The sequence below is a fragment of the Staphylococcus sp. HMSC13A10 genome, assembly GCF_001808005.1.
GTDB lineage: Bacteria > Bacillota > Bacilli > Staphylococcales > Staphylococcaceae > Staphylococcus > Staphylococcus pasteuri.
Genome location: NZ_KV791861.1, coordinates 1 through 26,796, shown reverse-complemented (window position 1 = coordinate 26,796; position 26,796 = coordinate 1). Strand labels below are relative to the sequence as shown.

Annotated in this window: 30 protein-coding genes, 2 tRNA genes and 1 riboswitch; of the genes, 28 read left to right on the top strand and 4 right to left on the bottom strand. The window is 30.4% G+C overall.

Annotated features, from left to right (window positions below):
• Positions 1 to 18: 18 nt before the first annotated feature.
• Complete coding sequence (locus HMPREF3125_RS07740) at positions 19 to 459, bottom strand: YwpF-like family protein (RefSeq protein WP_017636763.1); 441 nt, start codon at positions 457 to 459, stop codon at positions 19 to 21.
• A 185-nt stretch (positions 460 to 644) separates the two neighbouring features.
• Between HMPREF3125_RS07740 and HMPREF3125_RS07735 the strand changes: the two genes are divergently transcribed.
• From HMPREF3125_RS07735 to yidC, 7 genes are all read left to right on the top strand, one after another.
• The gene (locus HMPREF3125_RS07735; RefSeq protein ID WP_017636762.1) at positions 645 to 1,028 is read left to right on the top strand and encodes a single-stranded DNA-binding protein; all 384 of its coding nucleotides are present in this window, start codon (positions 645 to 647) and stop codon (positions 1,026 to 1,028) included.
• 406 nt (positions 1,029 to 1,434) lie between these two features.
• Entirely contained in the window at positions 1,435 to 2,163 is a 729-nt protein-coding gene (locus tag HMPREF3125_RS07730) for a transglycosylase family protein (RefSeq protein WP_070452954.1), read from the top strand.
• Between the two features lie 182 nt (positions 2,164 to 2,345).
• A riboswitch (TPP riboswitch) is annotated at positions 2,346 to 2,445 on the top strand.
• Positions 2,446 to 2,521: 76 nt separating this feature from the next.
• Complete coding sequence (gene tenA, locus HMPREF3125_RS07725; protein WP_017636760.1) at positions 2,522 to 3,211, top strand: thiaminase II; 690 nt, start codon at positions 2,522 to 2,524, stop codon at positions 3,209 to 3,211.
• Complete coding sequence (thiD, locus tag HMPREF3125_RS07720; protein WP_070452952.1) at positions 3,204 to 4,025, top strand: bifunctional hydroxymethylpyrimidine kinase/phosphomethylpyrimidine kinase; 822 nt, start codon at positions 3,204 to 3,206, stop codon at positions 4,023 to 4,025. Before tenA ends, thiD begins: the two co-directional genes overlap by 8 nt.
• The gene (thiM, locus tag HMPREF3125_RS07715; RefSeq protein ID WP_070452950.1) at positions 4,018 to 4,809 is read left to right on the top strand and encodes a hydroxyethylthiazole kinase; all 792 of its coding nucleotides are present in this window, start codon (positions 4,018 to 4,020) and stop codon (positions 4,807 to 4,809) included. The genes thiD and thiM overlap by 8 nt, the downstream gene beginning before the upstream one ends.
• Positions 4,810 to 5,451 (top strand): thiamine phosphate synthase, encoded by a 642-nt coding sequence (gene thiE / locus HMPREF3125_RS07710; protein ID WP_017636757.1) that lies wholly within the window; start codon positions 4,810 to 4,812, stop codon positions 5,449 to 5,451.
• An 88-nt stretch (positions 5,452 to 5,539) separates the two neighbouring features.
• Entirely contained in the window at positions 5,540 to 6,409 is an 870-nt protein-coding gene (gene yidC, locus HMPREF3125_RS07705) for a membrane protein insertase YidC (RefSeq protein WP_070452949.1), read from the top strand.
• 39 nt (positions 6,410 to 6,448) lie between these two features.
• Here yidC and HMPREF3125_RS07700 read toward each other — a convergent pair whose 3' ends face one another.
• Complete coding sequence (locus HMPREF3125_RS07700; RefSeq protein ID WP_017636755.1) at positions 6,449 to 7,093, bottom strand: HD domain-containing protein; 645 nt, start codon at positions 7,091 to 7,093, stop codon at positions 6,449 to 6,451.
• A 99-nt stretch (positions 7,094 to 7,192) separates the two neighbouring features.
• On the bottom strand, positions 7,193 to 8,677 hold the full coding sequence (gene cls, locus HMPREF3125_RS07695; protein WP_070452947.1) for a cardiolipin synthase: 1,485 nt from the start codon (positions 8,675 to 8,677) through the stop codon (positions 7,193 to 7,195).
• A gap of 188 nt (positions 8,678 to 8,865) precedes the next feature.
• Between cls and csoR the strand changes: the two genes are divergently transcribed.
• The 3 genes from csoR to HMPREF3125_RS12690 all read left to right on the top strand — a co-directional run bounded on the left by csoR (position 8,866) and on the right by HMPREF3125_RS12690 (position 9,651).
• Positions 8,866 to 9,159: a copper-sensing transcriptional repressor CsoR gene (gene csoR, locus HMPREF3125_RS07690; RefSeq protein ID WP_017636753.1), complete on the top strand. Its 294-nt coding sequence runs from the start codon at positions 8,866 to 8,868 to the stop codon at positions 9,157 to 9,159.
• Between the two features lie 10 nt (positions 9,160 to 9,169).
• Positions 9,170 to 9,376 (top strand): putative copper chaperone CsoZ, encoded by a 207-nt coding sequence (locus HMPREF3125_RS07685; protein WP_070452945.1) that lies wholly within the window; start codon positions 9,170 to 9,172, stop codon positions 9,374 to 9,376.
• Positions 9,377 to 9,513: 137 nt separating this feature from the next.
• Positions 9,514 to 9,651 (top strand): Lmo0850 family protein, encoded by a 138-nt coding sequence (locus HMPREF3125_RS12690; protein WP_017636751.1) that lies wholly within the window; start codon positions 9,514 to 9,516, stop codon positions 9,649 to 9,651.
• A gap of 134 nt (positions 9,652 to 9,785) precedes the next feature.
• Here the strand turns inward: HMPREF3125_RS12690 and HMPREF3125_RS07680 are convergent, their stop codons facing one another.
• Positions 9,786 to 10,976: an FtsW/RodA/SpoVE family cell cycle protein gene (locus HMPREF3125_RS07680; RefSeq protein ID WP_046466910.1), complete on the bottom strand. Its 1,191-nt coding sequence runs from the start codon at positions 10,974 to 10,976 to the stop codon at positions 9,786 to 9,788.
• A 371-nt stretch (positions 10,977 to 11,347) separates the two neighbouring features.
• Here HMPREF3125_RS07680 and HMPREF3125_RS07675 point away from each other — a divergent pair, with 371 nt between their 5' ends.
• The 18 genes from HMPREF3125_RS07675 to HMPREF3125_RS07590 all read left to right on the top strand — a co-directional run bounded on the left by HMPREF3125_RS07675 (position 11,348) and on the right by HMPREF3125_RS07590 (position 26,796).
• Positions 11,348 to 12,418 (top strand): D-alanine--D-alanine ligase, encoded by a 1,071-nt coding sequence (locus tag HMPREF3125_RS07675; protein ID WP_029056190.1) that lies wholly within the window; start codon positions 11,348 to 11,350, stop codon positions 12,416 to 12,418.
• 15 nt (positions 12,419 to 12,433) lie between these two features.
• Positions 12,434 to 13,795 carry a UDP-N-acetylmuramoyl-tripeptide--D-alanyl-D-alanine ligase gene (gene murF, locus HMPREF3125_RS07670; RefSeq protein WP_070452941.1) on the top strand — a complete coding sequence of 454 codons (1,362 nt, stop codon included), beginning with the start codon at positions 12,434 to 12,436 and terminating at the stop codon, positions 13,793 to 13,795.
• A gap of 300 nt (positions 13,796 to 14,095) precedes the next feature.
• A complete protein-coding gene (locus HMPREF3125_RS07665; RefSeq protein ID WP_017636747.1) occupies positions 14,096 to 15,625 on the top strand; it encodes a degradosome RNA helicase CshA in 1,530 nt (509 codons plus the stop codon).
• A 205-nt stretch (positions 15,626 to 15,830) separates the two neighbouring features.
• Positions 15,831 to 16,304 (top strand): PH domain-containing protein, encoded by a 474-nt coding sequence (locus HMPREF3125_RS07660; protein WP_029056193.1) that lies wholly within the window; start codon positions 15,831 to 15,833, stop codon positions 16,302 to 16,304.
• On the top strand, positions 16,297 to 17,829 hold the full coding sequence (locus HMPREF3125_RS07655) for a PH domain-containing protein (protein ID WP_070452939.1): 1,533 nt from the start codon (positions 16,297 to 16,299) through the stop codon (positions 17,827 to 17,829). Before HMPREF3125_RS07660 ends, HMPREF3125_RS07655 begins: the two co-directional genes overlap by 8 nt.
• Positions 17,816 to 18,310 (top strand): PH domain-containing protein, encoded by a 495-nt coding sequence (locus HMPREF3125_RS07650; RefSeq protein WP_070452937.1) that lies wholly within the window; start codon positions 17,816 to 17,818, stop codon positions 18,308 to 18,310. Before HMPREF3125_RS07655 ends, HMPREF3125_RS07650 begins: the two co-directional genes overlap by 14 nt.
• A 37-nt stretch (positions 18,311 to 18,347) precedes the next feature.
• Entirely contained in the window at positions 18,348 to 18,725 is a 378-nt protein-coding gene (acpS, locus tag HMPREF3125_RS07645; protein WP_046466914.1) for a holo-ACP synthase, read from the top strand.
• A gap of 48 nt (positions 18,726 to 18,773) precedes the next feature.
• Positions 18,774 to 19,922 (top strand): alanine racemase, encoded by a 1,149-nt coding sequence (alr, locus tag HMPREF3125_RS07640; protein ID WP_070452934.1) that lies wholly within the window; start codon positions 18,774 to 18,776, stop codon positions 19,920 to 19,922.
• Between the two features lie 91 nt (positions 19,923 to 20,013).
• Entirely contained in the window at positions 20,014 to 20,184 is a 171-nt protein-coding gene (gene mazE, locus HMPREF3125_RS07635) for a type II toxin-antitoxin system antitoxin MazE (RefSeq protein WP_002451626.1), read from the top strand.
• Positions 20,181 to 20,543 carry a type II toxin-antitoxin system PemK/MazF family toxin gene (locus HMPREF3125_RS07630; protein WP_017637331.1) on the top strand — a complete coding sequence of 121 codons (363 nt, stop codon included), beginning with the start codon at positions 20,181 to 20,183 and terminating at the stop codon, positions 20,541 to 20,543. The genes mazE and HMPREF3125_RS07630 overlap by 4 nt, the downstream gene beginning before the upstream one ends.
• 323 nt (positions 20,544 to 20,866) lie before the next feature.
• On the top strand, positions 20,867 to 21,868 hold the full coding sequence (locus HMPREF3125_RS07625) for a SpoIIE family protein phosphatase (RefSeq protein ID WP_017637330.1): 1,002 nt from the start codon (positions 20,867 to 20,869) through the stop codon (positions 21,866 to 21,868).
• A gap of 94 nt (positions 21,869 to 21,962) precedes the next feature.
• The gene (locus HMPREF3125_RS07620) at positions 21,963 to 22,289 is read left to right on the top strand and encodes an anti-sigma factor antagonist (RefSeq protein WP_029056199.1); all 327 of its coding nucleotides are present in this window, start codon (positions 21,963 to 21,965) and stop codon (positions 22,287 to 22,289) included.
• 1 nt (position 22,290) lies between these two features.
• Complete coding sequence (rsbW, locus tag HMPREF3125_RS07615) at positions 22,291 to 22,770, top strand: anti-sigma B factor RsbW (protein WP_017637328.1); 480 nt, start codon at positions 22,291 to 22,293, stop codon at positions 22,768 to 22,770.
• Positions 22,745 to 23,515, top strand: a complete 771-nt coding sequence (sigB, locus tag HMPREF3125_RS07610) for an RNA polymerase sigma factor SigB (protein WP_070452932.1) — start codon at positions 22,745 to 22,747, stop codon at positions 23,513 to 23,515. Before rsbW ends, sigB begins: the two co-directional genes overlap by 26 nt.
• A 220-nt stretch (positions 23,516 to 23,735) precedes the next feature.
• Positions 23,736 to 25,886 carry a Tex family protein gene (locus HMPREF3125_RS07605; protein ID WP_070452929.1) on the top strand — a complete coding sequence of 717 codons (2,151 nt, stop codon included), beginning with the start codon at positions 23,736 to 23,738 and terminating at the stop codon, positions 25,884 to 25,886.
• Positions 25,879 to 26,337, top strand: coding sequence for a SprT family protein (locus tag HMPREF3125_RS07600; protein ID WP_070452926.1), 459 nt, complete (start codon positions 25,879 to 25,881; stop codon positions 26,335 to 26,337). The genes HMPREF3125_RS07605 and HMPREF3125_RS07600 overlap by 8 nt, the downstream gene beginning before the upstream one ends.
• Before the next feature lie 283 nt (positions 26,338 to 26,620).
• Positions 26,621 to 26,706, top strand: a tRNA-Leu gene (locus HMPREF3125_RS07595).
• A 16-nt stretch (positions 26,707 to 26,722) separates the two neighbouring features.
• Positions 26,723 to 26,796: transfer RNA gene (locus HMPREF3125_RS07590), tRNA-Gly, on the top strand.

The window sequence follows — 26,796 nt, the reverse complement described above, 5'->3', positions numbered from 1 at the left end:
GGCTTTTAATATGCGTCATTATCTTTCAAATTTTTCATCTTTAAGTTTAGGTTTAGATTGCATCATACGGTTGAATGTTTTTTTCAATTCTTCACCAGTTAATCCATCATCGACAAGTTCTTCTAATAAACTTTCGGCATAAACTTGACGTAAAGTATAGATATGGCATTCAAATACGACTGACATTGTTTTATCAAATTGCTTAACACTTTTAACAGTGGCATCAAATAATGCAGGATCATTTGCAGGTCTAGTAATTACGACACGAATATCTAATAATTTATCATTATCTATATAGTCTTTAAACGTGTGATAATGTTCATTTGAAATTACAATTTCTAGTAACCAACCAGTGCCACTACCTTCTTTATTAATAATGACACCATCTTCTAACTCATATTCAGTCACACCACCGTTTTCACTTACGATTTGAAAACGTACAGCTTTAAATGTCTTCATAAAGTCACTTCCCATTTGTTTTATATTTACAAAAAATGATTTATTTTTAATTGGAGTATACAATTTTTGATTATTTTCTTTAAATATATCAAAAATTAAGGGTAAATAGCTATATATTTTGAAAAAATAGCATTTTGACGGTAATGAGAGAAATAATTATTATAATAGGTAAGAGGAGGTGACACATGTTAAACAAAATAGTTATAGTTGGCAGACTTACTAAAGATGCCCAAATTTATGAAAAGGAGGACGGTAATAAAGTAGCAACTTTTTGTGTAGCTACTGAAAGAAATTATAAAGATCAAAATAATGAGATTGCATGCGATTATCTATATTGTAAAGCTTTTGGCAAAACTGCAAGTAACATTGAAAAATATACACATCAAGGTTCACTAGTAGGAATAACTGGTCAAATGCGATCGCGAAAATATGAAAAAGATAACCAGACTCATTTTGTAACAGAACTATATGTAGAAACAATTAAATTTATGTCCTCTAAGGCAAAAGAATCCAATATCCTCTCTAACGAATATGATGAAGAGTCAAATGAACTCTTTAATATAGGTTAGACATCCATTAATTATTCAATAACTCCCAATTATTTATACTTTATCCTATCTTAATATAAATTATCATCTTTCAATTATACTCGAGCGACCTTTTTTAAATTAATATTAAAAAAGGTCGTTTATTTATTAGTTTATACAGGAAAATTGATTCAATTCACGTCAGAATTATCTGATAGATTTCAATTGTATTACAAACACATCACAGACACATGTATTATATAAACTGTCATGGCAGTTTTCATAAAGGATAAAATTTAAAATTACACTAAAATATAATGTAATTCGCACGTAAAAAACTAGCTTTCATTTTTATTTGGCTGTAACCTGCAAGGAATTTATGGATGTTACAGTAGTATTTGTAAATTAGTTAAAGAAAACAAATCACTTTTAGGAGGATTTTTTAATAATGAAAAAAACAATTATTGCATCATCACTAGCTGTAGGATTAGGCGTTGTAGCAGGTAATGCTGGACACGACGCACACGCAAGCGAAGCAAATATTAATGAAGCAGAATTAGCTCAAAAAGCTCAATCAAACGATCAAACATTAAACGAAAGCCCTATCCAAGAAGGTGCTTATAACTATACATTCGATTACAATGGTTTCACTTATCACTTTGAATCAGATGGTACAAACTTCTCATGGGGTTATCACCAATCTGGTCAATCAACTGAAGCTTCAAATACTCAAGCTCAACCACAACAAGATGTAAGTGAACAAGCTTCAGCATCAACTAACGAAACTTCTGCACAAGAAGTAAGCAATCAACAACAATCAAAATCAGCTCAACCTGAACAAGTTTCAGCACCACAAACTGAGCAAACTCAACAACCACAACAAGAAACTACTTCAAATAATCAATCAAGCTCAAGCGAAGCTTCAAGTGGTTCATCAGTAAACGTAAATGATCACTTAAAACAAATCGCTCAACGTGAATCAGGTGGCGACATTCATGCTACAAACCCATCAACTGGTGCTTCAGGTAAGTATCAATTCTTACAATCAACTTGGGATTCAGTAGCTCCATCTGAATATCAAGGTCAACCAGCTTCAAGTGCTCCTGAACATGTTCAAGACGCTGCAGCTCAAAAATTATATGATACAGCTGGCCCAAGCCAATGGGTAACTGCATAATATAAGATATTTCTTTCACCCTATTTTGATAGGGTGAATTTTTTTATCATAAAAATGACTTAGTTTAAAAACGTGGAAATTTCAATTGTCTATGAATTGTTATTAAATTAATAAATGAAACTTTTAGATAATTGATTTCATGTATTTATTTTGCTAATGTTATATATGACAGTAATTAAAAAGAAAACTACTAGGGGAGCCTTATGGCTGAGATGAATTTTATTCAGACCCTTACAACCTGATTTGGTTAGCACCAACGTAGGAAAGTAGTATTTATTATTAAAGGCGCATATTAACCTTGATATTAACTACTTTCCTATTTGGGAAGTAGTTTTTTATTTCAAGGAGGCAATTTGTGATGAGTTTTTCTAAAGAATTAAGGGTAGCTGCAGAACCAATTATTGAAGATATTTACAACGATGGTTTTATTCAAGATTTATTGCATGGTGAATTATCGAAACAAGCCGTTCGACAGTATTTACGTGCAGATGCTTCGTATTTAAAGGAATTTGCTAATTTATATGCATTATTGATACCTAAAATGTCAGAATTAGAAGATGTGAAATTTTTAGTTGATCAAATAGAATTTATGTTAGAAGGTGAAGTGGCCGCTCATGAATCTTTAGCTGCTTTCATAAATGAACCATATGATGAAATTGTTAAAGAAAAAGTATGGCCACCAAGTGGAGATCACTACATCAAACATATGTATTATAATGCTTATGCACATGAAAACGCTGCTTATACGATTGCTGCAATGGCGCCATGCCCTTATGTTTATGCCGTTATTGCTAAAAGAGCAATGCAAGATCAAAATTTAAATCGTGATGAAAAAACAGTTGATTGGTTTGAATTTTATAGTACAGAAATGGATGAATTAGTCCGTGTCTTTGATGACTTGATGGATCGTTTAACTCAACAATGTACTGAAAATGAAAAAAATGAAATTAAAGAGAACTTCTTGCAAAGTACACTACATGAGAGAAACTTTTTCAATATGGCTTATATAGATGAAAAATGGAATTATCGAGGTGATAAATATGAATAAGCCTAAAATAGCTTTAACAATTGCTGGTACAGACCCAACAGGTGGAGCAGGTGTTATGGCAGATCTTAAGTCATTCCATTCTTGTGGTGTGTATGGCATGGCGTCAATAACTAGTATTGTCGCTCAAAATACATTAGGGGTTCAGCATATTCATAATCTTGAGACATCATGGGTAAAAGAACAATTAGAAAGTATATTTAATGATGAGTTACCTCATGCAATTAAAACAGGAATGATTGCAACTGAAGATACAATGCATTTAGTACAAAGTTACTTACGACAATATCCCGAAATTCCATATGTTATTGATCCAGTTATGCTTGCTAAAAGTGGAGACTCTCTTATGGATGATGAAACCAAACAAAAACTTCAAGATACTTTATTGCCATTAGCAGATGTCGTTACTCCAAATATACCAGAAGCTGAAGAAATAACTGGTATCAAGATTGATACAGAAGAAAATATACGTAAAGCAGGTAATATCTTTCTTAATGAAATTGGAAGTAAGGGCGTAGTTATTAAAGGCGGGCATTCTGCAGATTTAAATAATGCTAAAGATTTTCTGTTTACGCAAGATGGTGTTTATACATTTGAAGATGAACGTTTTGACACTAAACATACACATGGTACTGGTTGTACATTTTCAGCAGTAATAACAGCAGAATTAGCCAAAGGTCGCTCTATATATGAAGCGGTAGAAAAAGCTAAAAAATTTATTTCATTAAGTATCAAATACACACCAGAGATAGGTAAAGGTCGTGGCCCTGTTAATCACTTCGCATATCTTAAGAAAGAAGGGTTAGATGATGAATAATTTAGAAAAACTTAGAAATGAAAATCCACTAATCGTTTGTTATACCAATGATGTTGTAAAAAATTTTACTGCTAATGGGTTATTAAGTATAGGTGCAAGTCCAGCAATGAGTGAAGCACCTGAAGAAGCGAGAGATTTCTATCAAGTTGCGGGTGGTTTGCTCATAAATATTGGGACTCTTACACATAATAATGAAGATGATTTAATAAAAATTGGTAAAATTGCTAACGAATTAGAAACTCCTATTGTTTTTGATCCAGTCGCAGTTGGAGCATCACAGTATAGAAAAGATTTTTGTAAACGCTTTTTAGACGAAGTGGATGTATCTGTAATCAAAGGAAATGCTTCTGAAATTTTAACACTAGTCGATTCAAATACAACAATGAAAGGTACAGATGGAGACAGTGAATTAAATGTATTAGACATTGCAAATGATGCATATAAAAAATATCAAACTGCTATAGTAATTACAGGTGAACATGATATTGTGATGCAAGATAATAAAATGACAAAACTTTCAAATGGCTCATCTATGTCAGCTAAAATTACAGGTGCAGGTTGTTTATTAGGTGGTATCATTGCGAGTTTCTTATTCAGAAATACTAAACCTAAACATGAAACGCTTGTCGAAGCAGTAAGCTTTTATAATATAGCAGGTGAAATTGCTGCAAGTGAAGATAAAGTAAAAGGTCCGGGTTCATTTTTACCTGAATTATTAGATCAAATGTATTTACTCGATTATAAGACTTGTGAAAAATATGTTAAAAAAGAAGAGGTTGATTAGGTGGAATTTAAAGCGTCACAATTAAAAATATATTTTATCTGTGGAACTCAAGATATACCTGAACAAAAATCAATAAAAACTGTTTTAACCCAAGCACTTGAGGCTGGAATAACTATGTTTCAGTTTCGAGAAAAGGGCGAGAATGCTTTGAAAGATAATGAAAAAGAGAAATTAGCAAAAGAATTACAATCATTATGTCAATCTTATCATGTACCTTTTATTGTTAATGATGATGTATCACTAGCAAAAAAAATTAATGCTGATGGTATACATGTAGGACAAGATGATGAAGACGTGAAAGCTTTTGCCTATGACTTTCAAGACAAAATTATCGGACTTAGTGTTGGTAATATAAGTGAATATGAAACGTCTGATTTAACAAATGTTGATTACATAGGTGTAGGTCCTATGTTTAATACACCTTCAAAAAGTGATGCAAGTGAACCAGTTGGTCCAGAGATGATTAAACAGTTAAGACAAAGAATTGGTGCATTTCCAATAGTTGCAATTGGTGGCATTACTGAGGAAAATGTTAAGTCTATTGCAGATGCTAATGCAGACGGTATATCAATTATTTCAGCTATAAGTAGAAGCCAGAATATTGACAACACTGTTAATGAATTTAAGAAATATTTCAATTAATCATTAATTTTTTCCACTTTTTGTTTTATACCATGGTATGAGTATGATAGAATAAAACCTATGTGAATATTACAATAGAGGTGGAAAAATGAAGAAAAAAGCGTTGCTACCTTTGTTTTTAGGTTTAATGGTCTTTTTAGCAGGCTGTGACTATTCTAAACCTGGAGCTCGTAGTGGATTTTTCTATAATACGTTCGTTGAACCTATGAAACACTTATTACAGTGGTTAGGTAACGATGTTTTAAACAATGATTATGGTTTAGCTATTATCATTTTAGTACTAGTTATACGTTTAGTGTTACTACCATTCATGTTATCAAACTATAAAAATAGTCATATGATGCGTGAAAAAATGAAAGTTGCAAAACCTGAAGTAGATGGTATTCAGGAAAAAGTTAAGCGTGCTCGTACTCAAGAAGAGAAAATGGCTGCTAACCAAGAATTAATGGAAGTTTATAAAAAATATGATATGAATCCAATGAAGAGTATGCTTGGTTGTTTACCAATGCTCATTCAAATGCCGATTATCATGGGATTATACTTTGTTCTAAAAGATAAATTAGTTAGTGGTTTATCAGTACATCCACATTTCTTATGGTTTAATTTAACTAAACCAGATATTTGGATTACTATTATTGCAGGTGTTTTATACTTTATCCAAGCTTATGTATCAAGTAAAACAATGCCTCAAGAACAACGTCAAATGGGATACATGATGATGATTGTGTCACCAATTATGATTATTTGGATTTCATTAAGTTCTGCTTCAGCATTAGGTTTATATTGGTCAGTCAGTGCGGCATTCTTAGTTGTGCAAACACACTTTGCTAATATGTACTATTCTAAACTTGCTAAAAAAGAAGTTGAACCTTTACTACAAAAATTTGATCAAGACGGTAAGTCATCAAATAAAAAAGGTAAAAATACTCAAGTAGTATCCAAAAAAAATAAAAAATAATAATAAAAAGCGACAAATCAATGATTTGTCGCTTTTTTTCTATAATTGATGCCACTCGGATAAGAATTGTGAAACAAAATGTTCCATAAAATCATGACGTTGAATAGCGATTTGTTTAGCAGTATTCGTGTGCATTAAATCTTTTAATTTAAATAATTTTTCGTAAAAATGTTTAATTGCTGAAGGTGATAAAGTGGATAAAGTATCATCATTAAAATTTTTGGGTAATTTAGATTCAGTCCACATTGGTTCTTTAAAGTGGCCTGCAAATTGAAAAGTTCTAGCTATACCTATGGCACCAATAGCATCTAAACGATCAGCATCTCTAACAACTTGTCCTTCTACTGTTAATTCAACATGATTGTTAGCACCATTTTTATAACTCATATTTTCAATGATATGAAGAATATGAGATTGATCTGAATGAGTTATTTCAAGTTTATCTAAAAATTGATTTAAATGTTGTTTAGCCGACGTTGTATCTACTAATTTTGCATCAATAGTATCATGTAAAAGACTGGCTAATTCGATTATTAAAGTGTTGCTGATAGCTTCATTGTAAGCAATATGTTTTGCCATTGAATGTACTCTATAAACATGTGCAATGTCATGACCGCTATAGTCAGTTTTATGAAATGATTCCATATACTGGCTAGCTAGACTGATTCGTTCTTCATCTTTCATACAGACATCCTTTCCTTTTCATAATGAAACCTGAGACTTTCACACTTTTACGTCTCAGGTTAACTTTGATTATGATCTATCTTTAGGGCTAAATACCTCCTATAAAATTGGAGACAATAATTGAGAAATACCTTCTTTAAACTTAATCCATAAACTACGTTGTTCATAAATTTCTTTTGTTAATTGATCTGATACCTTTAAATCTTCAATAAAAGCTTGTTTTAGTGATCTAGCTATACCTTCATCATATATAAAGGCATTTACCTCGAAATTAAGTGTGAAACTTCTATGATCCATATTTGCAGTACCAACACTAGCAACTTCATCGTCAATAATTAATGTTTTTGAATGTAAAAATCCATTATTATACTGATAAACGTTAACACCAGCTTCGAGTAGTGATGCTACATTTTTTAAAGTTGCCCAAAAAACAAAGGGATGATCTGGCATATTAGGTATCATAATATTTACTTCAACGCCACCTAAGGCAGCAATTTTTATAGAGTCTAAAAATGCTTGATCAGGTATAAAATACGGTGATTGAATATATATAGATTTTTTGGCTGAAGAAATCATTTTGAGATAGCCATATTTAATTTGTTCCCACTCCTCATCAGGTCCACTAGAGGCAATTTGTATACCTATAGTTCCACCTGAATTAACATCGGGGAAGTAGCGTTCTTCATACGTAATATTGTCACGTGTAGATTGTGAATTCCAATCAAGTATAAATCTTAATTGTAGTGCATTAACTGCGTCACCTTCGACACGGAGATGAGTATCTCTCCAATAACCAAATTTTTTGGATTTACCTAAATATTCATCACCAACATTAAATCCGCCTACATAACCTATTTTGCCATCTATAACAACTATTTTACGGTGATTACGATTATTCATACGCAAGTTGATTAAGGGAAGTTTAGAAGGGAAAAATGCTTCTACATGGCCACCTTTTTCTCTGAAAGACTTTAAATCTTTCTTTCTTAAATCTCTTGACCCCATATCGTCATACAGCATTTTAACTTCAATGCCAGATTCAACTTTATCTTCTAATGCTTTTAAAATCGTTTTACCTAATTCATCACTGTGAAAAATATAGTATTGTATATGTATATAGTCTTTAGCATTTTTAATATCTTCTAGTAGATCATCAAATTTTTGATTACCATCTGTATAAATTTCAACTTCATTATCTGTCGTTAAGAATGCGGCATTATTGTATAACAACATTTGAACCATTTCTTTAAATTTAACGATTTGGTGATTTCCTTTTGAAAAATCTTTATCTTTAATCGCTTCAAGTTGTTCATCCACAATCATTTCAAGTCCGACTTTATCTTCTTTATCTAATGTGAAAATATGGTCTCTTTGAATTTGACGTCCAAACAATAGATATAATATGAAACCTAATAGAGGCAAAAATACTAGAACTAATAACCAAGCCCATATTGAATTAGCAGTGCGTCTTTCCATAAATATAATTGTAAAAGCGAAGGCCAAATTTAATACAAATGCACCAATCAAAACAATATTAATAATGAGGTTAGATTGAGCAAGTGTCATAGTGAATATTTCGAACATAAAATGCCTCCTTATTGTTTTATATTTTTAGTAAAAATAAAATCTTTTAAAAAAGTTTTTAACTATATAATTGTACCATGAAGTCATATATTTATCATTATACTGTTGAGAGATTTGAAAGGGCTACAATTGACTAATTTGTTATAGAGAAGTAGGATAAAATGGAAATCATTTAAGAGGTGACGAAAGTGACAGAACAAGATCATGCACATCACTCAGAACAAATTAAAACAAATTTGAAATCAAGATTAAATAGAATTGAAGGACAAGTTCGTGCTATCAACCGAATGATAGAAGAAGATGTTTATTGTGATGATGTTTTAACACAAATTAGAGCAACACGTTCAGCTTTAAATAGTGTAGCTACTAAATTATTAGAACAACATATGAAGAGTTGTATAACTGAAAAAGTCAATAATGGTCATCAAGAAGAAGCCATGGAAGAGTTACTTGTAACTTTTCAAAAATTAATGAAAGATTGAGGGAAATAAAGTGCAACAAAAAATCGTTTATACTTCAGGAATCAAAACGACTGAACAAGGTAACAAAATGGAAACAATATTAAAGGAAATGATAGGTGTATATGATGCAAATGTAGATTTAAGCAATGGTCACATTTCAGTTGAATTTGAGACACCTGCTAATTTAAATAGTATCGAAAAAGAAATTTATGATTCTGGATTTAAAGTGCTTTATTAATCATTAGTATTATATATTAATATGACTAAGTTTAAGTTATAAAAGTTAAAGATTATAATAAATTTTTAAAATCATGTAGTAAAGTGATGTTGTTTGGGGTATGATGTATATGAAGTCAACCAAACGAGGTGTTATTAGTGAAGAATTCAGAGAAAATTCAAAATGTGGTTAATTTATTATCATCGTTAGGTGTAAATATTAAAAAAACTAAATCTCGTTTAGACATTATTAATACATTGCCTGCAACAAAACAAATCAGTCACGAATGTAAATAAGTGAATTGGATTTAGGTCAGTAAGCGCATTTTAATTGTGAGATGAAGTCGTCATTGAAAAATGGCGTCTTTTTTTATTTAAAAATAGAGTCAGTCCTTGTTTATAGGATTTGACTCTATTTTTTGTGTATTCTGTTACTTTTCAATAGATTGGTATTTTTTAGGTTCATGGTAATAGATAGCTAAAATAACACCAATACCTGTCATTAAACTCCAAAGTGAGCTACCACCATAACTTATAAATGGTAATGGGATACCAGTTATTGGAAGTAATTGAACCGTCATACCAATATTTTGTAATATATGGAATACGATTAAAGATACATATCCAATAATAAATACTTTGTTATATTGGTCATTAATTCGGCTAGCTAATCTAATTAAATGAAAAATTAACACTAAGAATAATAATATAAGTACAACTGAACCAATAAAGCCCATTTCTTCTCCAATTACTGAAAAAATAAAATCGGTATGGTTTTCAGGAATATAGACTTCACCATGATTATAACCTTTACCAAATAATTGACCTGAACCAATAGCTTTTAACGATTCAGTTAAATGATAACCATCTCCACTACTATATGAATAGGGATCTAACCATGAATTAATACGTCCCATTTGATACATCTTTATACCTAATAAATTTTCTATTAAAGAAGGTTTAAATATAATAGCAAGAATTATAGAAGCACCAATAACTATTGCTGAAATAAAGATAGGCGCTAGCAATCTCCAAGTGATTCCACTGACTAACATGATGCCTGCAATAATTGCACAAATAACTAAAGTTGTACCTAAGTCATTTTGTAATAAAATCAATGCCATAGGAATAATCGATACACCTATGATTTTGAAAAATAACATTAAATCAGATTGAAATGACTTGTTAAACGTAAATTGGTTATGACGTGCTACTACTTTTGATAATGCTAATATAAGAATAATTTTCATGAATTCTGATGGTTGGATACTTATAGGTCCTAAACTATACCAACTTTTAGCGCCATTAATCACAGGTGTTATAGCTGTTTCGGGTAATATTAATAGACCTACCAGTAAAATACAGAAAATTGTGTAAAGCAAATATGTATAATTTCTTATTTTTTTAGGTGAAATGAACATAATGATAATGGCCATTATAGTACCTAAAATATAGTACATGATTTGTCTGATACTAAAGTTAGCACTATACTGTCCGCCGCCCATGGCAGAACTAATTAATACGACACTAAATATTGCTAACAATGTAATAATTGCTACTAATATCCAGTCTACTTTAAGTAGCCAATGTTTGTTAGGCTCTTGACGGGATGAATATTTCATATTTTACTCCTTTTATAACACGTTATAAGATAATTATTTTTGTCTCATCTAAGATGTAGGCATCAATATTTTATCCATATTTATATAACGATTTTACATGACTTTTTTGAAATTTGCTAGAATATCAAGTTTGAAAACGATTCCTTATTTTTGAAAAGTTAATGTGAAGTTTAGTTCAAGGTTTAGAAAGGTTATTTAATTCGTCAGAGATACTCGTTACATTATTATATTATAAAATGCAAAAGTCATAGCAAATATGATAATATTAAGTTTCAGAGAAGTGCATGTATAGACTAAATACATATAATTAAATAGTGAAAATTTTAAAATGATATAACGCTGAAGATGAGCGTTTATTGGAGGAAAACGAAATGACAAAAGAGAATATTTGTATCGTTTATGGAGGAAAAAGTGCAGAACATGATGTTTCTATTTTAACTGCCCAAAATGTATTAAATGCAATAGATAAAAATGAATATCAAGTAGATATTATTTATATAACAAATGATGGCGAATGGAAAAAACAAGATAATATTACTCATCATATTGAATCAACTGATGAATTACGTATTAATGACATTCCAACAGGAGAAATTTCACAATTGTTAAGCAATGGTAGTTTAGGCAAATCATACGATGCTGTATTCCCATTATTACATGGACCTAATGGTGAAGATGGTACAATCCAAGGTTTATTTGAAGTACTGGATATTCCATATGTAGGTAATGGGGTATTAGCAGCTTCAAGTTCAATGGATAAATTAGTAATGAAACAATTATTTGAACATAGAGGTTTACCTCAATTACCATATATAAGTTTCTTAAGAAGTGAATACGAAAAATATGAAAATAATATTCTTAAATTAGTTAATGACAAATTAACTTACCCAGTATTTGTTAAGCCTGCAAACTTAGGATCAAGTGTTGGTATAAGCAAATGTAATAATGAAGAAGAATTAAAATCAGGTATTGAAGAAGCTTTCCAATTCGACCGTAAGTTAGTTATTGAACAAGGAATAGACGCAAGAGAAATTGAAGTAGCTGTTTTAGGTAATGACTATCCAGAAACTACTTGGCCTGGTGAAGTAGTTAAAGATGTTGCATTCTATGATTACAAATCAAAATACAAAGACGGTAAAATTCAATTACAAATCCCTGCTGACTTAGATCAAGATGTTCAAATGACATTAAGAAATATGGCTTTAGAAGCTTTTAAAGCAACTGATTGTTCAGGGTTAGTACGTGCGGATTTCTTTGTTACAAAAGACAATCAAATTTATATTAACGAAACAAACGCTATGCCAGGCTTTACTTCATTTAGTATGTATCCAAGTTTATGGGAGAATATGGGCTTATCTTATGCTGATTTAATTTCTAAATTAATAAGCTTAGCTAAAGAACGACACGAAGATAAAAAGAAAAATAAATATAAAATCGATTAAACGGAGTTGCTTTAGATGATAAACGTAACGTTAAAACAAATTAAAGAATGGATTGATTGTGATATAGATGAACAATATCTTGATCATTCCATTCATGGTGTCACTATAGATTCCAGAGCGATAAAAGAAGGTATGCTCTTTATACCTTTTAAAGGCGAAAATGTAGACGGTCATCGTTTCGTTGAACAAGCACTTAATGATGGTGCAGGTGCATCATTTTATCAAAAAGATGTTACACCGCCTGAACAAGTAAATGGCCCAATTATTTGGGTTGAAGATACATTAAATGCATTACAAGATTTGGCTAAAGCTTATTTAAAACATGTAAATCCAAAAGTAATTGCAGTTACTGGTTCAAATGGTAAAACGACAACTAAAGACATGATAGAGAGTGTTTTAAATACAGAATATAAAGTGAAAAAGACACAAGGAAACTATAATAATGAAATTGGAATGCCTTTAACCATTTTAGATTTAGATATAGATACTGAAATTTCAATCTTAGAAATGGGCATGTCAGGTTTCCATGAAATAGAATTATTGTCTTCAATTGCAGAACCGGATATCGCAGTAATTACTAATATTGGGGAATCACATATGCAAGATTTAGGTTCTCGTGAAGGTATTGCTCAAGCTAAATCAGAAATTACTATTGGTCTTAAAGCACAAGGCACATTTATATATGATGGCGATGAACCGCTTTTAAAACCTCATGTTGATAAAATTAAACAAGCTAAATGTATAAGTATTGGTTTAGAACAAGATAATACATTAGTGTGTCAAGTTGATGATAACGTTTCAACTGAAGGTATTGCTTTTACAATAAATCAAGAACAACATTATGAATTACCCATTTTAGGTATTCATAATATGAAAAATGCAGCTATAGCAATTGCTGTAGGACAAGAGTTAGGTTTATCCTATAACGTCATTCAAAACAATATAAAAAACGTTAAGTTAACTGGTATGAGAATGGAACGACATGAAACTGAGAACCATATAACTGTTATCAATGATGCTTATAATGCTAGCCCGACTAGTATGAAAGCAGCAATAGATACATTAAGTAATATGGAAGGCCGCAAATTGTTAGTACTAGGTGATGTTCTAGAATTAGGAGACAATAGTAAACAAATGCACGAAGAAGTTGGAAATTATTTACACGATAAAGATGTCAACCAATTATTTACGTTTGGTAAAGAAGCGGCATTTGTTCATAGTGCAGGCAAACAATTTGTGGGCGAGGCTTATCATTATGAAGATAAAAATAAACTTATTTCTCATATTACTGATATCGTTCAACCAAATGATAAAGTTTTAATTAAAGGCTCAAGAGGCATGAAATTAGAAGATGTAGTCGATGCACTAATTAAATAAAAAGTATTACATTCCAATAGTAAGACATATGTTAATTTCTAAGTTAAATGGGAATAACATAGTAGTCTTACTATTTTTATTTAAAAAATAAAATATATTTATGGAACGCTTTCAATATATGCACGTCACCATTTTAAAAGGAAATGTTTCATAATTAAGAGTCATTATTCACCACTATATACCAACTGCTTTATTGCTATAATAAATGTTAGGTGGTACTATTAAGAAGTTGATAAAACATAAATGAACATATATGCAAATAAGTATATTGAGAAATAAACAGGTAAAAGGAGAATTATTTTGCAAAATTTTAAAGAACTAGGGATTTCGGATAAAACGGTTCAAACACTTGAATCAATGGGGTTTAAAGAGCCAACTCCTATCCAAAAAGATAGTATCCCTTATGCGTTAGAAGGATACGACATCCTTGGACAAGCCCAAACAGGTACTGGTAAAACGGGTGCGTTTGGAATACCTTTAATTGAAAAGGTAGTTGGAGAACAAGGTGTTCAATCATTAATTCTAGCGCCTACTAGAGAATTAGCGATGCAAGTTGCAGAGCAATTAAAAGTATTTAGTAAAGGTCAAAATGTACAAGTCGTTACAGTATTTGGTGGTATGCCAATCGAACGTCAAATTAAAGCACTAAAAAAAGGTCCACAAATTGTTGTTGGTACTCCAGGACGTGTTATTGACCATTTAAATAGACGTACATTAAAAACTAATGATATTCATACACTTATTTTGGATGAAGCTGATGAAATGATGAACATGGGATTCATCGACGATATGAGATTTATTATGGATAAAATTCCAGCTGAGCAACGTCAAACGATGCTATTCTCAGCAACAATGCCTAAAGCTATCCAAACTTTAGTACAACAATTTATGAAAACACCTAAAATTATTAAAACAATGAATAATGAAATGTCAGATCCTCAAATCGACGAATATTATACAATTGTTAAAGAATTAGAAAAATTCGATACTTTCACAAACTTCCTAGATGTACATCAACCAGAATTGGCAATTGTATTTGGACGTACAAAACGCCGTGTTGATGAATTAACAAGTGCATTATTATCTAAAGGATATAAAGCTGAAGGTTTACATGGTGATATTACTCAAGCTAAACGTTTAGAAGTATTGAAAAAATTCAAAAATGATCAAATCGACATCTTAGTTGCAACAGACGTAGCAGCGAGAGGATTAGATATTTCAGGCGTAAGTCACGTTTATAACTTCGATATTCCACAAGATACTGAAAGCTATACTCATAGAATCGGTCGTACAGGTCGTGCCGGAAAAGAAGGTATCGCTGTTACTTTTGTGAATCCAATTGAAATGGATTATATTCGTCAAATCGAAGATGCTAACAATAGAAGAATGAATGCTTTAAGACCACCCCATCGTAAAGAAGTCTTAAAAGCACGTGAAGATGACATCAAAGAAAAAGTTCAAAACTGGATGTCTAAAGAAAACGAACCACGTTTACAACGAATTTCAAGTGAATTACTTGAAGAGTATAACGATGTTGAACTAGTTGCATCATTATTACAAGAATTAGTTGAAGCAAACGATGAAGTAGAAGTTCAATTAACATTCGAAAAACCATTATCACGTAAAGGACGTAACTCTAAAGGAAATAATAATTCTAGAAGAGGCAATAATAAACGTGGTGGCGGTAAATTCGATAATAAAAATAGACGTTCATCAAAAGGTTTCTCTTCAAAGAAAAATAATAATAAAAAGTTTGATCGTAAAGATAAATCATCTCAAAACTCAAACAAAACAATGAAAGGTCGCACATTCGCTGACCATCAAAAATAAAAATTTATCAATACTCAATATATAATTTGTTTTCTAAAGAAGCACACAATTAATTTAAATTAATTGTGTGCTTCTTACTTTTGTCTTGGCGAATAGAAAATAAAAGTAATTTTTAAGTGATGAACGTTAATAAAAATGAAGCGACATTTAGAAGAAAAATTGACTATGCTATAATGTGGTTAAAAATTATAAAGGAGCTAAATTAATGAATAGTACATTTCATAAAAGTCCAAAAAATGCTTTAACATACTACTTCTTAACAGCGGGACTCAGTTTTATTATTGAAATAATTATCTATGCTATTCTTTTTTATCTTTGGTATCAATTTAATTGGTGGCACTTTATTATATACATATACATAGTGTTATGGATCGTAAGTTTAATTAGATTGATTTCAAGTCCTTTACTTAAATACAATTATTTATTTTATAGAATTCAAAATAATGTCATAGAAGTTAAGTCAACTTTTTTCTTTAAACATCAAGATATTTCTAAAATTGAAAGACTACAATTTTTACAAATAAATACTAATCCTTTAGCGAGAAAGTTTAAAATTAATGAAATAACATTTGTTTCTGCTGGTCATAGTTTTGAACTTCCATTTGTATCCGAAGAAGAAGCAGAATTTATACAAGAACAGATATTTAGTCAATTGAGAGGAGCAGAATATGATGTATAGTCCGCAAAAATTGCATCCGATATCATATGTTTCCGGATTGATAGAAGCTTTCAAACAAAATTTTATAGTTATCATTATCTTTTTAGTTTTTAATTTTAAAGATTTTGATTTTACTAATTTACGTGAATATATTGTTCCCGCATTATTAACTATCTTTTTCTTAATATCGTTTATTGGTCAAATTTTAAAAGTATATAATACTCGGTATTGGATAGAGAACAATCATTTCATATTGACTACAGGAATATTTAATAAAGAACGTAAAGAATTAGATATAAGTCGTATTCAATCTGTAGACACTTCTCAAGATATAATTAATCAGATTGTTGGTGGTGTGCAGTTACAGATAAAAACACCTAGTGATGGTTTAGAACTTTCAACCATCTCAAAAACACAAAGTATTGAAATAGAAAACACAATTAAAGACATACAAAATCAATTAAGTAATAATGATGAAAAGGATGTTAATCTTGTTTCTTATTTAAATGTGGATTCAAGCGTCGATAACATTCAAGGGAATTTTGAAAATGATATGCCAGGTCAACGAAAACGCGTGTTTAAATTATCATTTAAAAATTTAATATTAATGTCTTTATCAAGCGGAGCTATAGGAGTTGCATTAGCGACTATTTCACCAATTGTAGGTAGTTTTTCTAATCTTATTCCATGGAATAGAATTACAAATGAATTATTCAGTTTTGCTAATGCTATAGCGATTGTAATAAGCATAGTAGTAGGATTGATTTTGATATTAAGTTACATAGTGGGGGCATTAATCAATTTAATTAGATATTATGGTTACACCATGACACAAGAAGGACATCAATTAAAAATTCAATATGGATTATTAACAAAAAAGAATATAACTGTACCTACAAATCGCATACAAGCTGTTATTGAACGTCAATCTTATATTAGAAAATTATTCGGTTTTACAGCTATACACGTATTAATAACTAGTGATATTGATGAAAAACTTGAAGACGACACTAGTAGTGATGGTGAAATAATGATCATTCCTTTTATAAAGCGCAAAATGGCTTATGAGATTATTCATGATTTAATACCTGAAATGGCGTTTAAAACTGCAAATTTAGGTATGCCATGGAAAGGATTTCATAGACATTTCTTAATTCCATCTATCATATTAGTTATCATTGGGATAATAGGCAGTTACTTTTGGTCTGCATGGTCATTTTTCTTTATAGGTATTATCATTATAGCTTTAATTATACAAGCTTTAATTTATATTAAATTATCAGGCTTAAAGCTTAAAAATGATGAATTAACAATTCAAAAATCAAATTTATTCAGTATCAAAAGATATTATGTAAAATATGACAAAATCATAGGTATGGAAATTGATGCACATCCACTTTTAATTAGAAATCAACTTGGCAATTTTGCATTTTTAATTGCAAAAGGAGCCAGTCATCAATCAATAGGGTTAAAATTTAAGGATGAAAAAACAATTAAATATCTAAAATCTTGGTATGTAGGAGGTGACCAACATGTCGAATTATAATTATATGGATGATAAAGCTAAAAAAGTGATGATAATGGCTAATCTAATATGGTTAAGTATACTCTTTGTTATTCTCATTATTACTTTAGTTTTAAACTGGAAATTCTTTCATATATCAGACTCTTGGTCACTAATAATTGGAGAAATTGTATTGTTTATTATATGCTGTGTTTTAGCATTGATAATCATTCCTATATTTAGATATAAAAACTTTAGATATAAAATTGATGAAAATGAAATCCATGTTAGAACAGGTATATTTTTCATAAATACGAATATCATTCCTTTCTTTAGAATTCAGAATATTGATGTTAATGAAGGTTTAATAATGAGGAAATATAACCTTGCAACAATTACTTTATCAACAGCTGGTGGCAATTCTGAAATGTCTTTAATAAATATTAAGAATGCTCAGCAAATAAAACGATTAATTAAAGAAAGACGAAATAATCAAAATAATAATCAATATGATGTAAAATAAAAAAGTAATGTAGCATCTAAAATAATGAGGCGGAAAAATGATATATGGAATAGGTGTAGATTTAATAGAGATAGAAAGAATTAGAAAAGTATATAATAAACAAAAGATGAAATTTGTGGAAAGAATTCTTTCAGAAGATGAATTAATGACGTTTAATCAATTCACACAGGAAAAACGTAAAATAGAATATTTAGCTGGAAGATTTTCAACTAAAGAAGCGTTTAGTAAAGCGCTAGGAACTGGTTTAGGGAAAACAATAGCTTTTAATGATATCAATTGTTATAACAATAACTTAGGTAAACCGTGTATTGATTACAAGGGTTTTCGAGTTCATGTCAGTATTACTCACACTGATAATTATGCAATGAGCCAAGTGTTATTAGAACAATTAGATGATAATAAACAATTCAAATAGGTGAAGTTTTGAAATGAGTTGTTAGGCTTTAAAGGAGGAAATAAGATTATGTCAGAAAAATTTTATAGATCGACATATTTAAATATAGACTTGAATGCAATCTTATCCAATTATCAGACTTTTGATAAATTGCATGCTAATAAAACTGTTATCTCAGTAATTAAAGCTAATGGATATGGTTTAGGAAGTGTTAAAATCGCTCAACATTTAATGGAGCATGGTGCTTCTTTCTTTGCAGTAGCAACCTTAGATGAAGCAATCGAACTACGTATGCATGGTATTAAAGCTAAAATCTTAATATTAGGGGTTATTCCACCTACAGATATTAATAAAGCTATACAACATCGTGTTGCATTGACTGTTCCAACGAAAGCATGGTTAAAAGAATCAATTAAGAATATTTCTGATGAAAATGACAAAGCGTTATGGCTGCATTTAAAACTTGATACTGGTATGGGCAGATTAGGAATGAAAGATGTAGAAGAGTATCAAGAAGTCGTAGATATTATTAGTAAATATGAAGATTTAGTGTTCGAAGGCGTTTATACACATTTTGCTAGTGCTGATGAACCTGGTGATTCTATGGCTAACCAATACCAACTGTTTCAAAATATAGTTAATCAGGTCGACAAACCACCATATATTCATGCTCAAAATTCTGCTGGTTCATTATTAATGGATGGACAATTTTGTAACGCCATTCGTCTAGGTATATCACTTTATGGATACTATCCATCCGAATATGTAAGTCAAAATGTTAAAGTTCATCTAAAGCCAAGTACACAATTAGTCAGTGAAATTGTTCAAACAAAAATATTAAATGAAGGTGAATCTGTTAGTTACGGCAGCACATTTACTGCAACCGAGCCAACAAGAATTGCTATTTTACCTATAGGATATGCAGATGGTTATTTACGTTCAATGCAAGGAGCTTTCGTCAACGTTAATGGGAATCAATGTGAAGTGATTGGTAGAGTCTGTATGGATCAAACAATTGTAAAAGTCCCAGACACAGTTAAAGTTGGTGATAAAGTTATATTATTAGATAATCATTCAGATACGAATCAATCTGTTGAAGCATTAGCTAAGAAACAAGATACGATTAATTATGAAGTCTTATGTAATTTATCAAGAAGATTGCCACGTATTTATTATGAAAATGATAATACTGAGATAACTAATGAATTATTAAAATAAGTATAGTCACTGTTTTCAAAATTTGTTATTATTAAGATAAATCAATAAACCTTAAAAAACGCTACTTTTGAAACCAATGGAGGTTCTTTGTATGTTATCTTTTAATCAAAATAGAAGTTACAGTTTAGAGCAATCTTTAAAAGAAGGTTATGCACAAATGGCTGATTTAAATCTCTCCCTAGCAACCGAAGCTTTTCCAATTGAATGTGAAGCGTGCGATTGCAATGAAACATATTTAACTTCTAACGCTAAGAATGAATGATTAGAAGAGGAGATGTTTATCTAGCAGATTTATCACCTGTTCAAGGGTCCGAACAAGGGGGAGTAAGACCCGTCGTTATTATTCAAAATGACACAGGTAATAAATATAGTCCAACAGTAATTGTTGCAGCAATTACTGGAAGGATTAACAAAGCTAAGATACCCACACATGTAGAAATAGAAAAGAAGAAGTATAAACTTGATAAAGATTCTGTAATCTTACTTGAACAAATTCGAACGTTAGATAAAAATCGTTTGAAAGAAAAGCTCACATATTTGTCAGAAAACAAAATGAAAGAAGTAGATTACGCCCTAGACATCAGTCTAGGTTTACATAATTTTAATCATCCAAAGACTTAAATTATTGTATGTATTTAACAAATACAAATAAAATAATGAAATAAAAGACAATAACTTTATAATAATTATAACTGCATGAATGTTTAACTAATTAATTTATTTTAATTGTTAAACCATGCATTTTTAACATATTAAGAGCAATGATAGTTATTTCGAAGGACTATTTATTATAAAAGGATGTCTTAAGTTTAGTTATATGGCTTTAGGTATTCCACTCCTAAAGTCTTTTTTAGATAGTTAACAAAACTGTGTAATGCTATTAAAAAACATAAATGTAGCGATTGGGAAACAAGTATTAATGTTGTAGTTAGGAGGCAAAAATCGTGGAAGAATTTAAAAAAGATTATAAAAAATTGATAGATGAAAGCTTAAGCACGAATAACAAAACACAATTAATAAAGAAGTGTGAAGAATTCACTAATGAAGTTATAAAAAAAGATATTTTGCCAGAAGATATTGTTGAAATACATAAAAATTATATTTCTTCATTAGACATAGCTGAACATGAGGCACTTAACACATTAGATGTTTTACAGGAAGTTGTTAAAGGATTTGGATATAGTTATAGAGACTATCAAAAATTAGTCAATAAACTACAATACCACGATAAAGAAATTGATTTAGCTTCTAGACTACAACAAACTATGTTAAAAACAGATATTCCTCAGTTTGATAGTATACAAATTGGCGTTATTTCAGTTGCTGCTCAAAAAGTAAGTGGAGATTATTTTAACTTAATTGATCATAATGATGGAACTATGAGTTTTGCCGTTGCAGATGTCATTGGGAAGGGAATTCCAGCTGCATTAGCTATGAGTATGATTAAATTTGGTATGGATTCTTATGGACATTCACAATTACCAAGTGAAGGTTTAAAGCGACTTAACCGTGTTGTTGAAAAAAACGTAAATCAAAATATGTTCGTTACAATGTTCTATGGTTTATATGAAGAAATGAACCATTTATTATATTGTAGTTCAGCTGGACATGAACCTGGATACGTTTATCGTGCTGAAACTGAAGAATTTCAAGAAATAGAAGTAAGAGGACGCGTGTTAGGTATTAGTCAACAAACACGGTATAGCCAACAAGAAATTCCTATTTATATTGATGATTTAGTAATAATTCTTACGGATGGCGTAACTGAAGCTAGAAATAAAGAAGGCGAATTTATAAAAAAAGAGACATTATTGAATCTTATTAAAAAATATAAGCATATGCACCCACAGGACATAGTTCAAATTATTTATGAAGCTATTTTAAAAGTACAAAATCCTCATAAAAAAGATGATATGACCATATTGATTATAAAACGAGTGAATTAAACTTTAATTTATGATTAAGGAATTATGACAATGGGTATAATTATTCTTGAATAGTAAACTAGAAGAATCGAAATACAATTAGGAGTGTAATTAAATGAATCTTAATATTGAAACTGTCACACATGATACATATTATGAAGTTAAAGTTGGCGGAGAACTTGATGTTTATACAGTACCTGAACTAGAAGAGGTACTTGTGCCAATGAGACAAGAAGGTACACATGACATCCATGTAAATTTAGCAAATGTAAGCTATATGGACTCAACAGGTTTAGGTCTATTTGTAGGAACGCTAAAAGCATTAAATCAAAACGATAAAGAGCTTTATATCTTAGGAGTGTCTGACCGTATTGGAAGACTCTTTGATATTACTGGATTAAAAGATTTAATGCATGTTAATGAAGGAACGGAGGTAGAGTAACATGCAATCTAAACAAGATTATATTGAAATGCGGTTACCAGCTTCTGCCGAATATGTAAGTTTAATTAGATTAACACTGTCTGGTGTGTTTACCAGAGCAGGTGCATCATATGATGATATAGAAGATTCAAAAATTGCGGTTAGTGAAGCTGTAACTAATGCAGTAAAACATGCTTATAAACATAATCCTGAAACAGGCATGATTAATTTGTGCTTTGAAGTATTTGACGATAAAATTAAAATTGTTATTTCAGATCAAGGTGAAAGTTTTGATTATGAAACTACTAAGTCTAACTTAGGACCATACGATAATAACGAAAATGTAGATTTCTTACGTGAAGGCGGATTAGGTTTATTCTTAATTGAATCCCTTATGGATGAGGTTACTGTTTACAAAGAATCTGGTGTTACGATAAGTATGACTAAGTATATTAAAAAAGAGCAGGTGCGAAATAATGACGAAAGAGTCGAAATCAGTTAATGATGTATCACCTGAACAGATTAACCAATGGATTAAAGAACACCAAGAAGACCAAAGTAGTGGCGCTCAAGATAAATTAGTTCGTCATTACCGAAAACTAATTGAATCATTAGCTTATAAATACTCTAAAGGTCAATCACATCATGAAGATTTAGTTCAAGTGGGAATGGTTGGTTTAATAGGTGCTATAAATAGATTTGATTTGTCATTTGATCGAAAATTTGAAGCATTCCTAGTGCCAACAGTTATTGGTGAAATTAAAAGATATTTGAGAGACAAAACATGGAGTGTTCATGTTCCAAGACGTATAAAAGAAATTGGTCCTCGTATAAAGAAGGTTAGTGATGAACTTACAAATGAATTAGAACGCTCACCATCAATTAGTGAGATTGCTGAACGTTTAGAAGTTACTGATGAAGAAGTTCTTGAAGCTATGGAAATGGGCCAAAGTTATAATGCGCTAAGTGTAGATCATTCAATCGAAGCAGATAAAGATGGTTCAACAGTTACATTGTTGGATATTATGGGTCAACAAGATGATAATTATGACCTTACTGAAAAACGAATGATTCTAGAAAGAATTCTACCAATATTATCATATAGAGAAAAAGAAATCATACAATGTACGTTTATCGAAGGTCTTAGTCAAAAAGAAACTGGTGAACGTATAGGTCTGAGCCAAATGCATGTATCACGATTACAACGTACTGCAATCAAAAAGTTGCAAGAAGCAGCTAATCAGTAAATAATTAAATTTAAAATATTATAACAAAAATGAGGTTATTATTTTTTCAGTAAAATGTAGATACTAAATGAGTACTATATTTATGAAGAAGTAGTAATCTCATTTTAATTTAAACAAGGTTTTAAAAAGAATTTTATTAATGAAACCTATCTAAGCAATATGAAATTAACGGATTATGTTAAAATAAAAAAATAAATTAAAGAAAAAGTGTGGTAGAACAATGGACAATCATTTAATTAAATCAATCATCGAAAAGTACAATTTTTCTGAAAAACAAATTACATCAGTACTAAAATTATTAGAGGATAAAAATACTGTTCCTTTCATAGCAAGATACCGTAAAGAACAAACAGGTGGCTTGGATGAAGTTGAAATCAAACAAATTTCAGATGAATATCAATACATGGTTAACTTACAAAAGAGAAAAGAAGAAGTCATTCATAGTATCGAACAACAAGGCATGCTATCTGATGAACTGAAAAATGATATTCTAAAACAAACAAAATTGCAACGTGTAGAAGATTTATATAGACCATATAAACAAAAGAAAAAAACACGTGCTACTGAAGCTAAAAGTAAAGGATTGGAACCTTTTGCTACTTGGCTTTTACAACCTCAACTTGACGAAGCGGTTGAAGCTAAAGCTAAAATTTACATTAATGAAGAAGTTGAAAGTATTGACGAGGCAATTCAAGGGGCACAAGATATTATTGCTGAACAAATTTCTGACAACCCCAAATATCGTTCAAGAATCTTGAAAAATGTTTATCACCAAGGTCAAATAGTTACTACTAAGAAGAAAAAAGCTGAAGATGAAAAAGAAATTTTCGCTATGTACTATGATTATGCTGAACCTATTAAAAAAATGGCTAATCATAGGGTATTAGCAGTTAATAGAGGCGAGAAAGAAAAAGTATTAACTGTAAAAATTGAATTTGATACTACGCAAGTAGAAAAAGATATCGAAAAACAAGAAATTAAAAAAGAAACTGAAGCTACATATATTGTTAAAGATGCAATCAAAGATAGCTTAAAAAGGTTAATTATGCCTTCGATAGAAAGAGAAATAAGAGGCGATTTAACTGAAAAGGCTGAAAATCATGCCATTGATGTGTTTAGTGAAAATTTAAGAAATTTACTTTTACAACCACCTATGAAAGGTAAACAAATATTAGGTGTGGATCCAGCGTTTAGAACTGGTTGTAAATTAGCGGTGATTAACCCTTATGGTACTTTTGTAGCTAAAAATGTGATATACCCACACCCACCTGTAAATAAATTAGATAATGCTGAAAAAGTAATCGTTAAGATGATTAATGATTATAGTGTTCAACTTATTGCAATTGGAAATGGTACAGCTAGTAGAGAAACAGAACAATTTATAGCTAATGTTATACAAAAATATAAATTGAATGTTCAATTCATAATAGTAAATGAAGCGGGTGCATCAGTTTATTCTGCTTCTGAAATTGCAAGAGCTGAATTTCCTGATTTCCAAGTTGAAGAAAGAAGTGCAGTATCAATCGGAAGAAGGGTTCAAGATCCGTTAAGTGAACTTGTTAAAATTGACCCTAAATCAATTGGTGTAGGTCAGTATCAACACGATGTTAACCAAAAAGAACTAGAAAAAGCATTAACATTTGTAGTAGAAACAGCGGTTAACCAAGTAGGAGTGGATGTAAATACAGCATCTCGTTCATTATTACAATATGTATCTGGTCTGACTTCACAAATAGCACAAAATATTATTGAATATAGAGAAGAAAATGGAGCTATCAAGCACCATAAAGAGATTGCAAAAGTAAAAAGACTAGGCGCAAAAACTTTAGAACAAAGTATTGGATTTTTGAGAATAGTTGATGGTACAGAACCGTTAGATAATACATCTATTCACCCTGAAAGCTACAATGCAACATATGAGTTACTTAAACAATTAAATCTAAAAGTTAAGGATTTAGGTAACGATACATTAAAAAATAAACTAGATTCGGTTAATATAAAAGAATTGGCTGAAGAACTTAATATAGGTGAGCCAACACTCGAAGATATTATAAATTCTCTAAAAGCACCTAATAGAGATCCACGTGATGAATTTGAAACACCAATATTAAAATCCGATGTACTATCTATTGAAGACTTAAAAGAAGGTATGAAACTTAGTGGTACCGTTAGGAATGTTGTGGATTTTGGAGCATTTGTAGATATTGGAGTAAAACAGGATGGACTCGTTCACGTTTCAAAACTATCTAAAAGGTTTGTAAAAAATCCTATGGATATAGTTAGTGTTGGGGATATAGTTGAAGTTTGGATATTGAGCATTGATAAACAAAAGGATAAAGTTGCATTGACAATGATTAACCCAAATGAATAATCAAGAACTAAAAAACTTAGTGTGTGAAATATCCATTGAATATTTTAAAATTCCTTTTCAACATGATGCATACTTTAATAGTCGACTAAGAACTACTGGCGGCAGATATATGTTAAAATCTCATAACATTGAAGTTAATCCTAAGCAATATGAAAAATATGGAAAGAAAGCAATTATTGATATAATAAAACATGAATTATGCCATTATCATTTACATTTAACTGGAAAAGGTTATAAACATAGAGATAGTGACTTTAAAGTTTTGAGTAGTAAAGTAGGGGCACCAAGATTTTGTACACCTACAAAATTTTATAAAGAAAGAGCTAATTATATATATTCATGTAAAAATTGTTTTACAAAATATTTAAGAATTAGGAAAGTAGATGTAAATAAAATGAGATGTGGAAAATGTGGAGGAAAATTAAAACTATCTGATCACATTTCTAAATGAGTTACAAATATCTAAATGCAAATTAATAGTATCAAATATAACAAGGAGTACTATGGTTAATATATTGCTATAGTACTCTTTTTGAAATTTTAATAATTTTTATTATTGACATAGTCTTTACAATGATTTATTATAAATAACGTTGCGTTAACAAAACACATCACTTTATAAGTTAATTAAGATTATTAATTTAATATTAAAAACTTGTTGACATAACATTTCAAATGTTTTACAATATATTATGCTATTAAAAAGTAGTTCGATATTTTAAAGCGTTTTGCCAGCGGTCGTGGCGGAATGGCAGACGCGCTAGGTTGAGGGCCTAGTGGGAGAAATCCCGTGGAGGTTCAAGTCCTCTCGGCCGCACCAAATAACTTAATTACATGCGGGTGTAGTTTAATGGCAAAACCTCAGCCTTCCAAGCTGATGTTGTGGGTTCGATTCCCATCACCCGCTCCA

Excerpts from the sequence above, each read along its gene's own strand:
- HMPREF3125_RS07740 (WP_017636763.1), bottom strand. The coding sequence starts at position 459 with ATGAAGACATTTAAAGCTGTACGTTTTCAAATCGTAAGTGAAAACGGT.
- HMPREF3125_RS07735 (WP_017636762.1), top strand. The coding sequence starts at position 645 with ATGTTAAACAAAATAGTTATAGTTGGCAGACTTACTAAAGATGCCCAA.
- HMPREF3125_RS07730 (WP_070452954.1), top strand. The coding sequence starts at position 1,435 with ATGAAAAAAACAATTATTGCATCATCACTAGCTGTAGGATTAGGCGTT.
- tenA (WP_017636760.1), top strand. The coding sequence starts at position 2,522 with ATGAGTTTTTCTAAAGAATTAAGGGTAGCTGCAGAACCAATTATTGAA.
- thiD (WP_070452952.1), top strand. The coding sequence starts at position 3,204 with ATGAATAAGCCTAAAATAGCTTTAACAATTGCTGGTACAGACCCAACA.
- thiM (WP_070452950.1), top strand. The coding sequence starts at position 4,018 with ATGAATAATTTAGAAAAACTTAGAAATGAAAATCCACTAATCGTTTGT.
- yidC (WP_070452949.1), top strand. The coding sequence starts at position 5,540 with ATGAAGAAAAAAGCGTTGCTACCTTTGTTTTTAGGTTTAATGGTCTTT.
- HMPREF3125_RS07700 (WP_017636755.1), bottom strand. The coding sequence starts at position 7,093 with ATGAAAGATGAAGAACGAATCAGTCTAGCTAGCCAGTATATGGAATCA.
- cls (WP_070452947.1), bottom strand. The coding sequence starts at position 8,677 with ATGTTCGAAATATTCACTATGACACTTGCTCAATCTAACCTCATTATT.
- HMPREF3125_RS07680 (WP_046466910.1), bottom strand. The coding sequence starts at position 10,976 with ATGAAATATTCATCCCGTCAAGAGCCTAACAAACATTGGCTACTTAAA.
- HMPREF3125_RS07675 (WP_029056190.1), top strand. The coding sequence starts at position 11,348 with ATGACAAAAGAGAATATTTGTATCGTTTATGGAGGAAAAAGTGCAGAA.
- murF (WP_070452941.1), top strand. The coding sequence starts at position 12,434 with ATGATAAACGTAACGTTAAAACAAATTAAAGAATGGATTGATTGTGAT.
- HMPREF3125_RS07660 (WP_029056193.1), top strand. The coding sequence starts at position 15,831 with ATGAATAGTACATTTCATAAAAGTCCAAAAAATGCTTTAACATACTAC.
- HMPREF3125_RS07655 (WP_070452939.1), top strand. The coding sequence starts at position 16,297 with ATGTATAGTCCGCAAAAATTGCATCCGATATCATATGTTTCCGGATTG.
- HMPREF3125_RS07650 (WP_070452937.1), top strand. The coding sequence starts at position 17,816 with ATGTCGAATTATAATTATATGGATGATAAAGCTAAAAAAGTGATGATA.
- acpS (WP_046466914.1), top strand. The coding sequence starts at position 18,348 with ATGATATATGGAATAGGTGTAGATTTAATAGAGATAGAAAGAATTAGA.
- alr (WP_070452934.1), top strand. The coding sequence starts at position 18,774 with ATGTCAGAAAAATTTTATAGATCGACATATTTAAATATAGACTTGAAT.
- mazE (WP_002451626.1), top strand. The coding sequence starts at position 20,014 with ATGTTATCTTTTAATCAAAATAGAAGTTACAGTTTAGAGCAATCTTTA.
- HMPREF3125_RS07630 (WP_017637331.1), top strand. The coding sequence starts at position 20,181 with ATGATTAGAAGAGGAGATGTTTATCTAGCAGATTTATCACCTGTTCAA.
- HMPREF3125_RS07620 (WP_029056199.1), top strand. The coding sequence starts at position 21,963 with ATGAATCTTAATATTGAAACTGTCACACATGATACATATTATGAAGTT.
- rsbW (WP_017637328.1), top strand. The coding sequence starts at position 22,291 with ATGCAATCTAAACAAGATTATATTGAAATGCGGTTACCAGCTTCTGCC.
- sigB (WP_070452932.1), top strand. The coding sequence starts at position 22,745 with ATGACGAAAGAGTCGAAATCAGTTAATGATGTATCACCTGAACAGATT.
- HMPREF3125_RS07605 (WP_070452929.1), top strand. The coding sequence starts at position 23,736 with ATGGACAATCATTTAATTAAATCAATCATCGAAAAGTACAATTTTTCT.
- HMPREF3125_RS07600 (WP_070452926.1), top strand. The coding sequence starts at position 25,879 with ATGAATAATCAAGAACTAAAAAACTTAGTGTGTGAAATATCCATTGAA.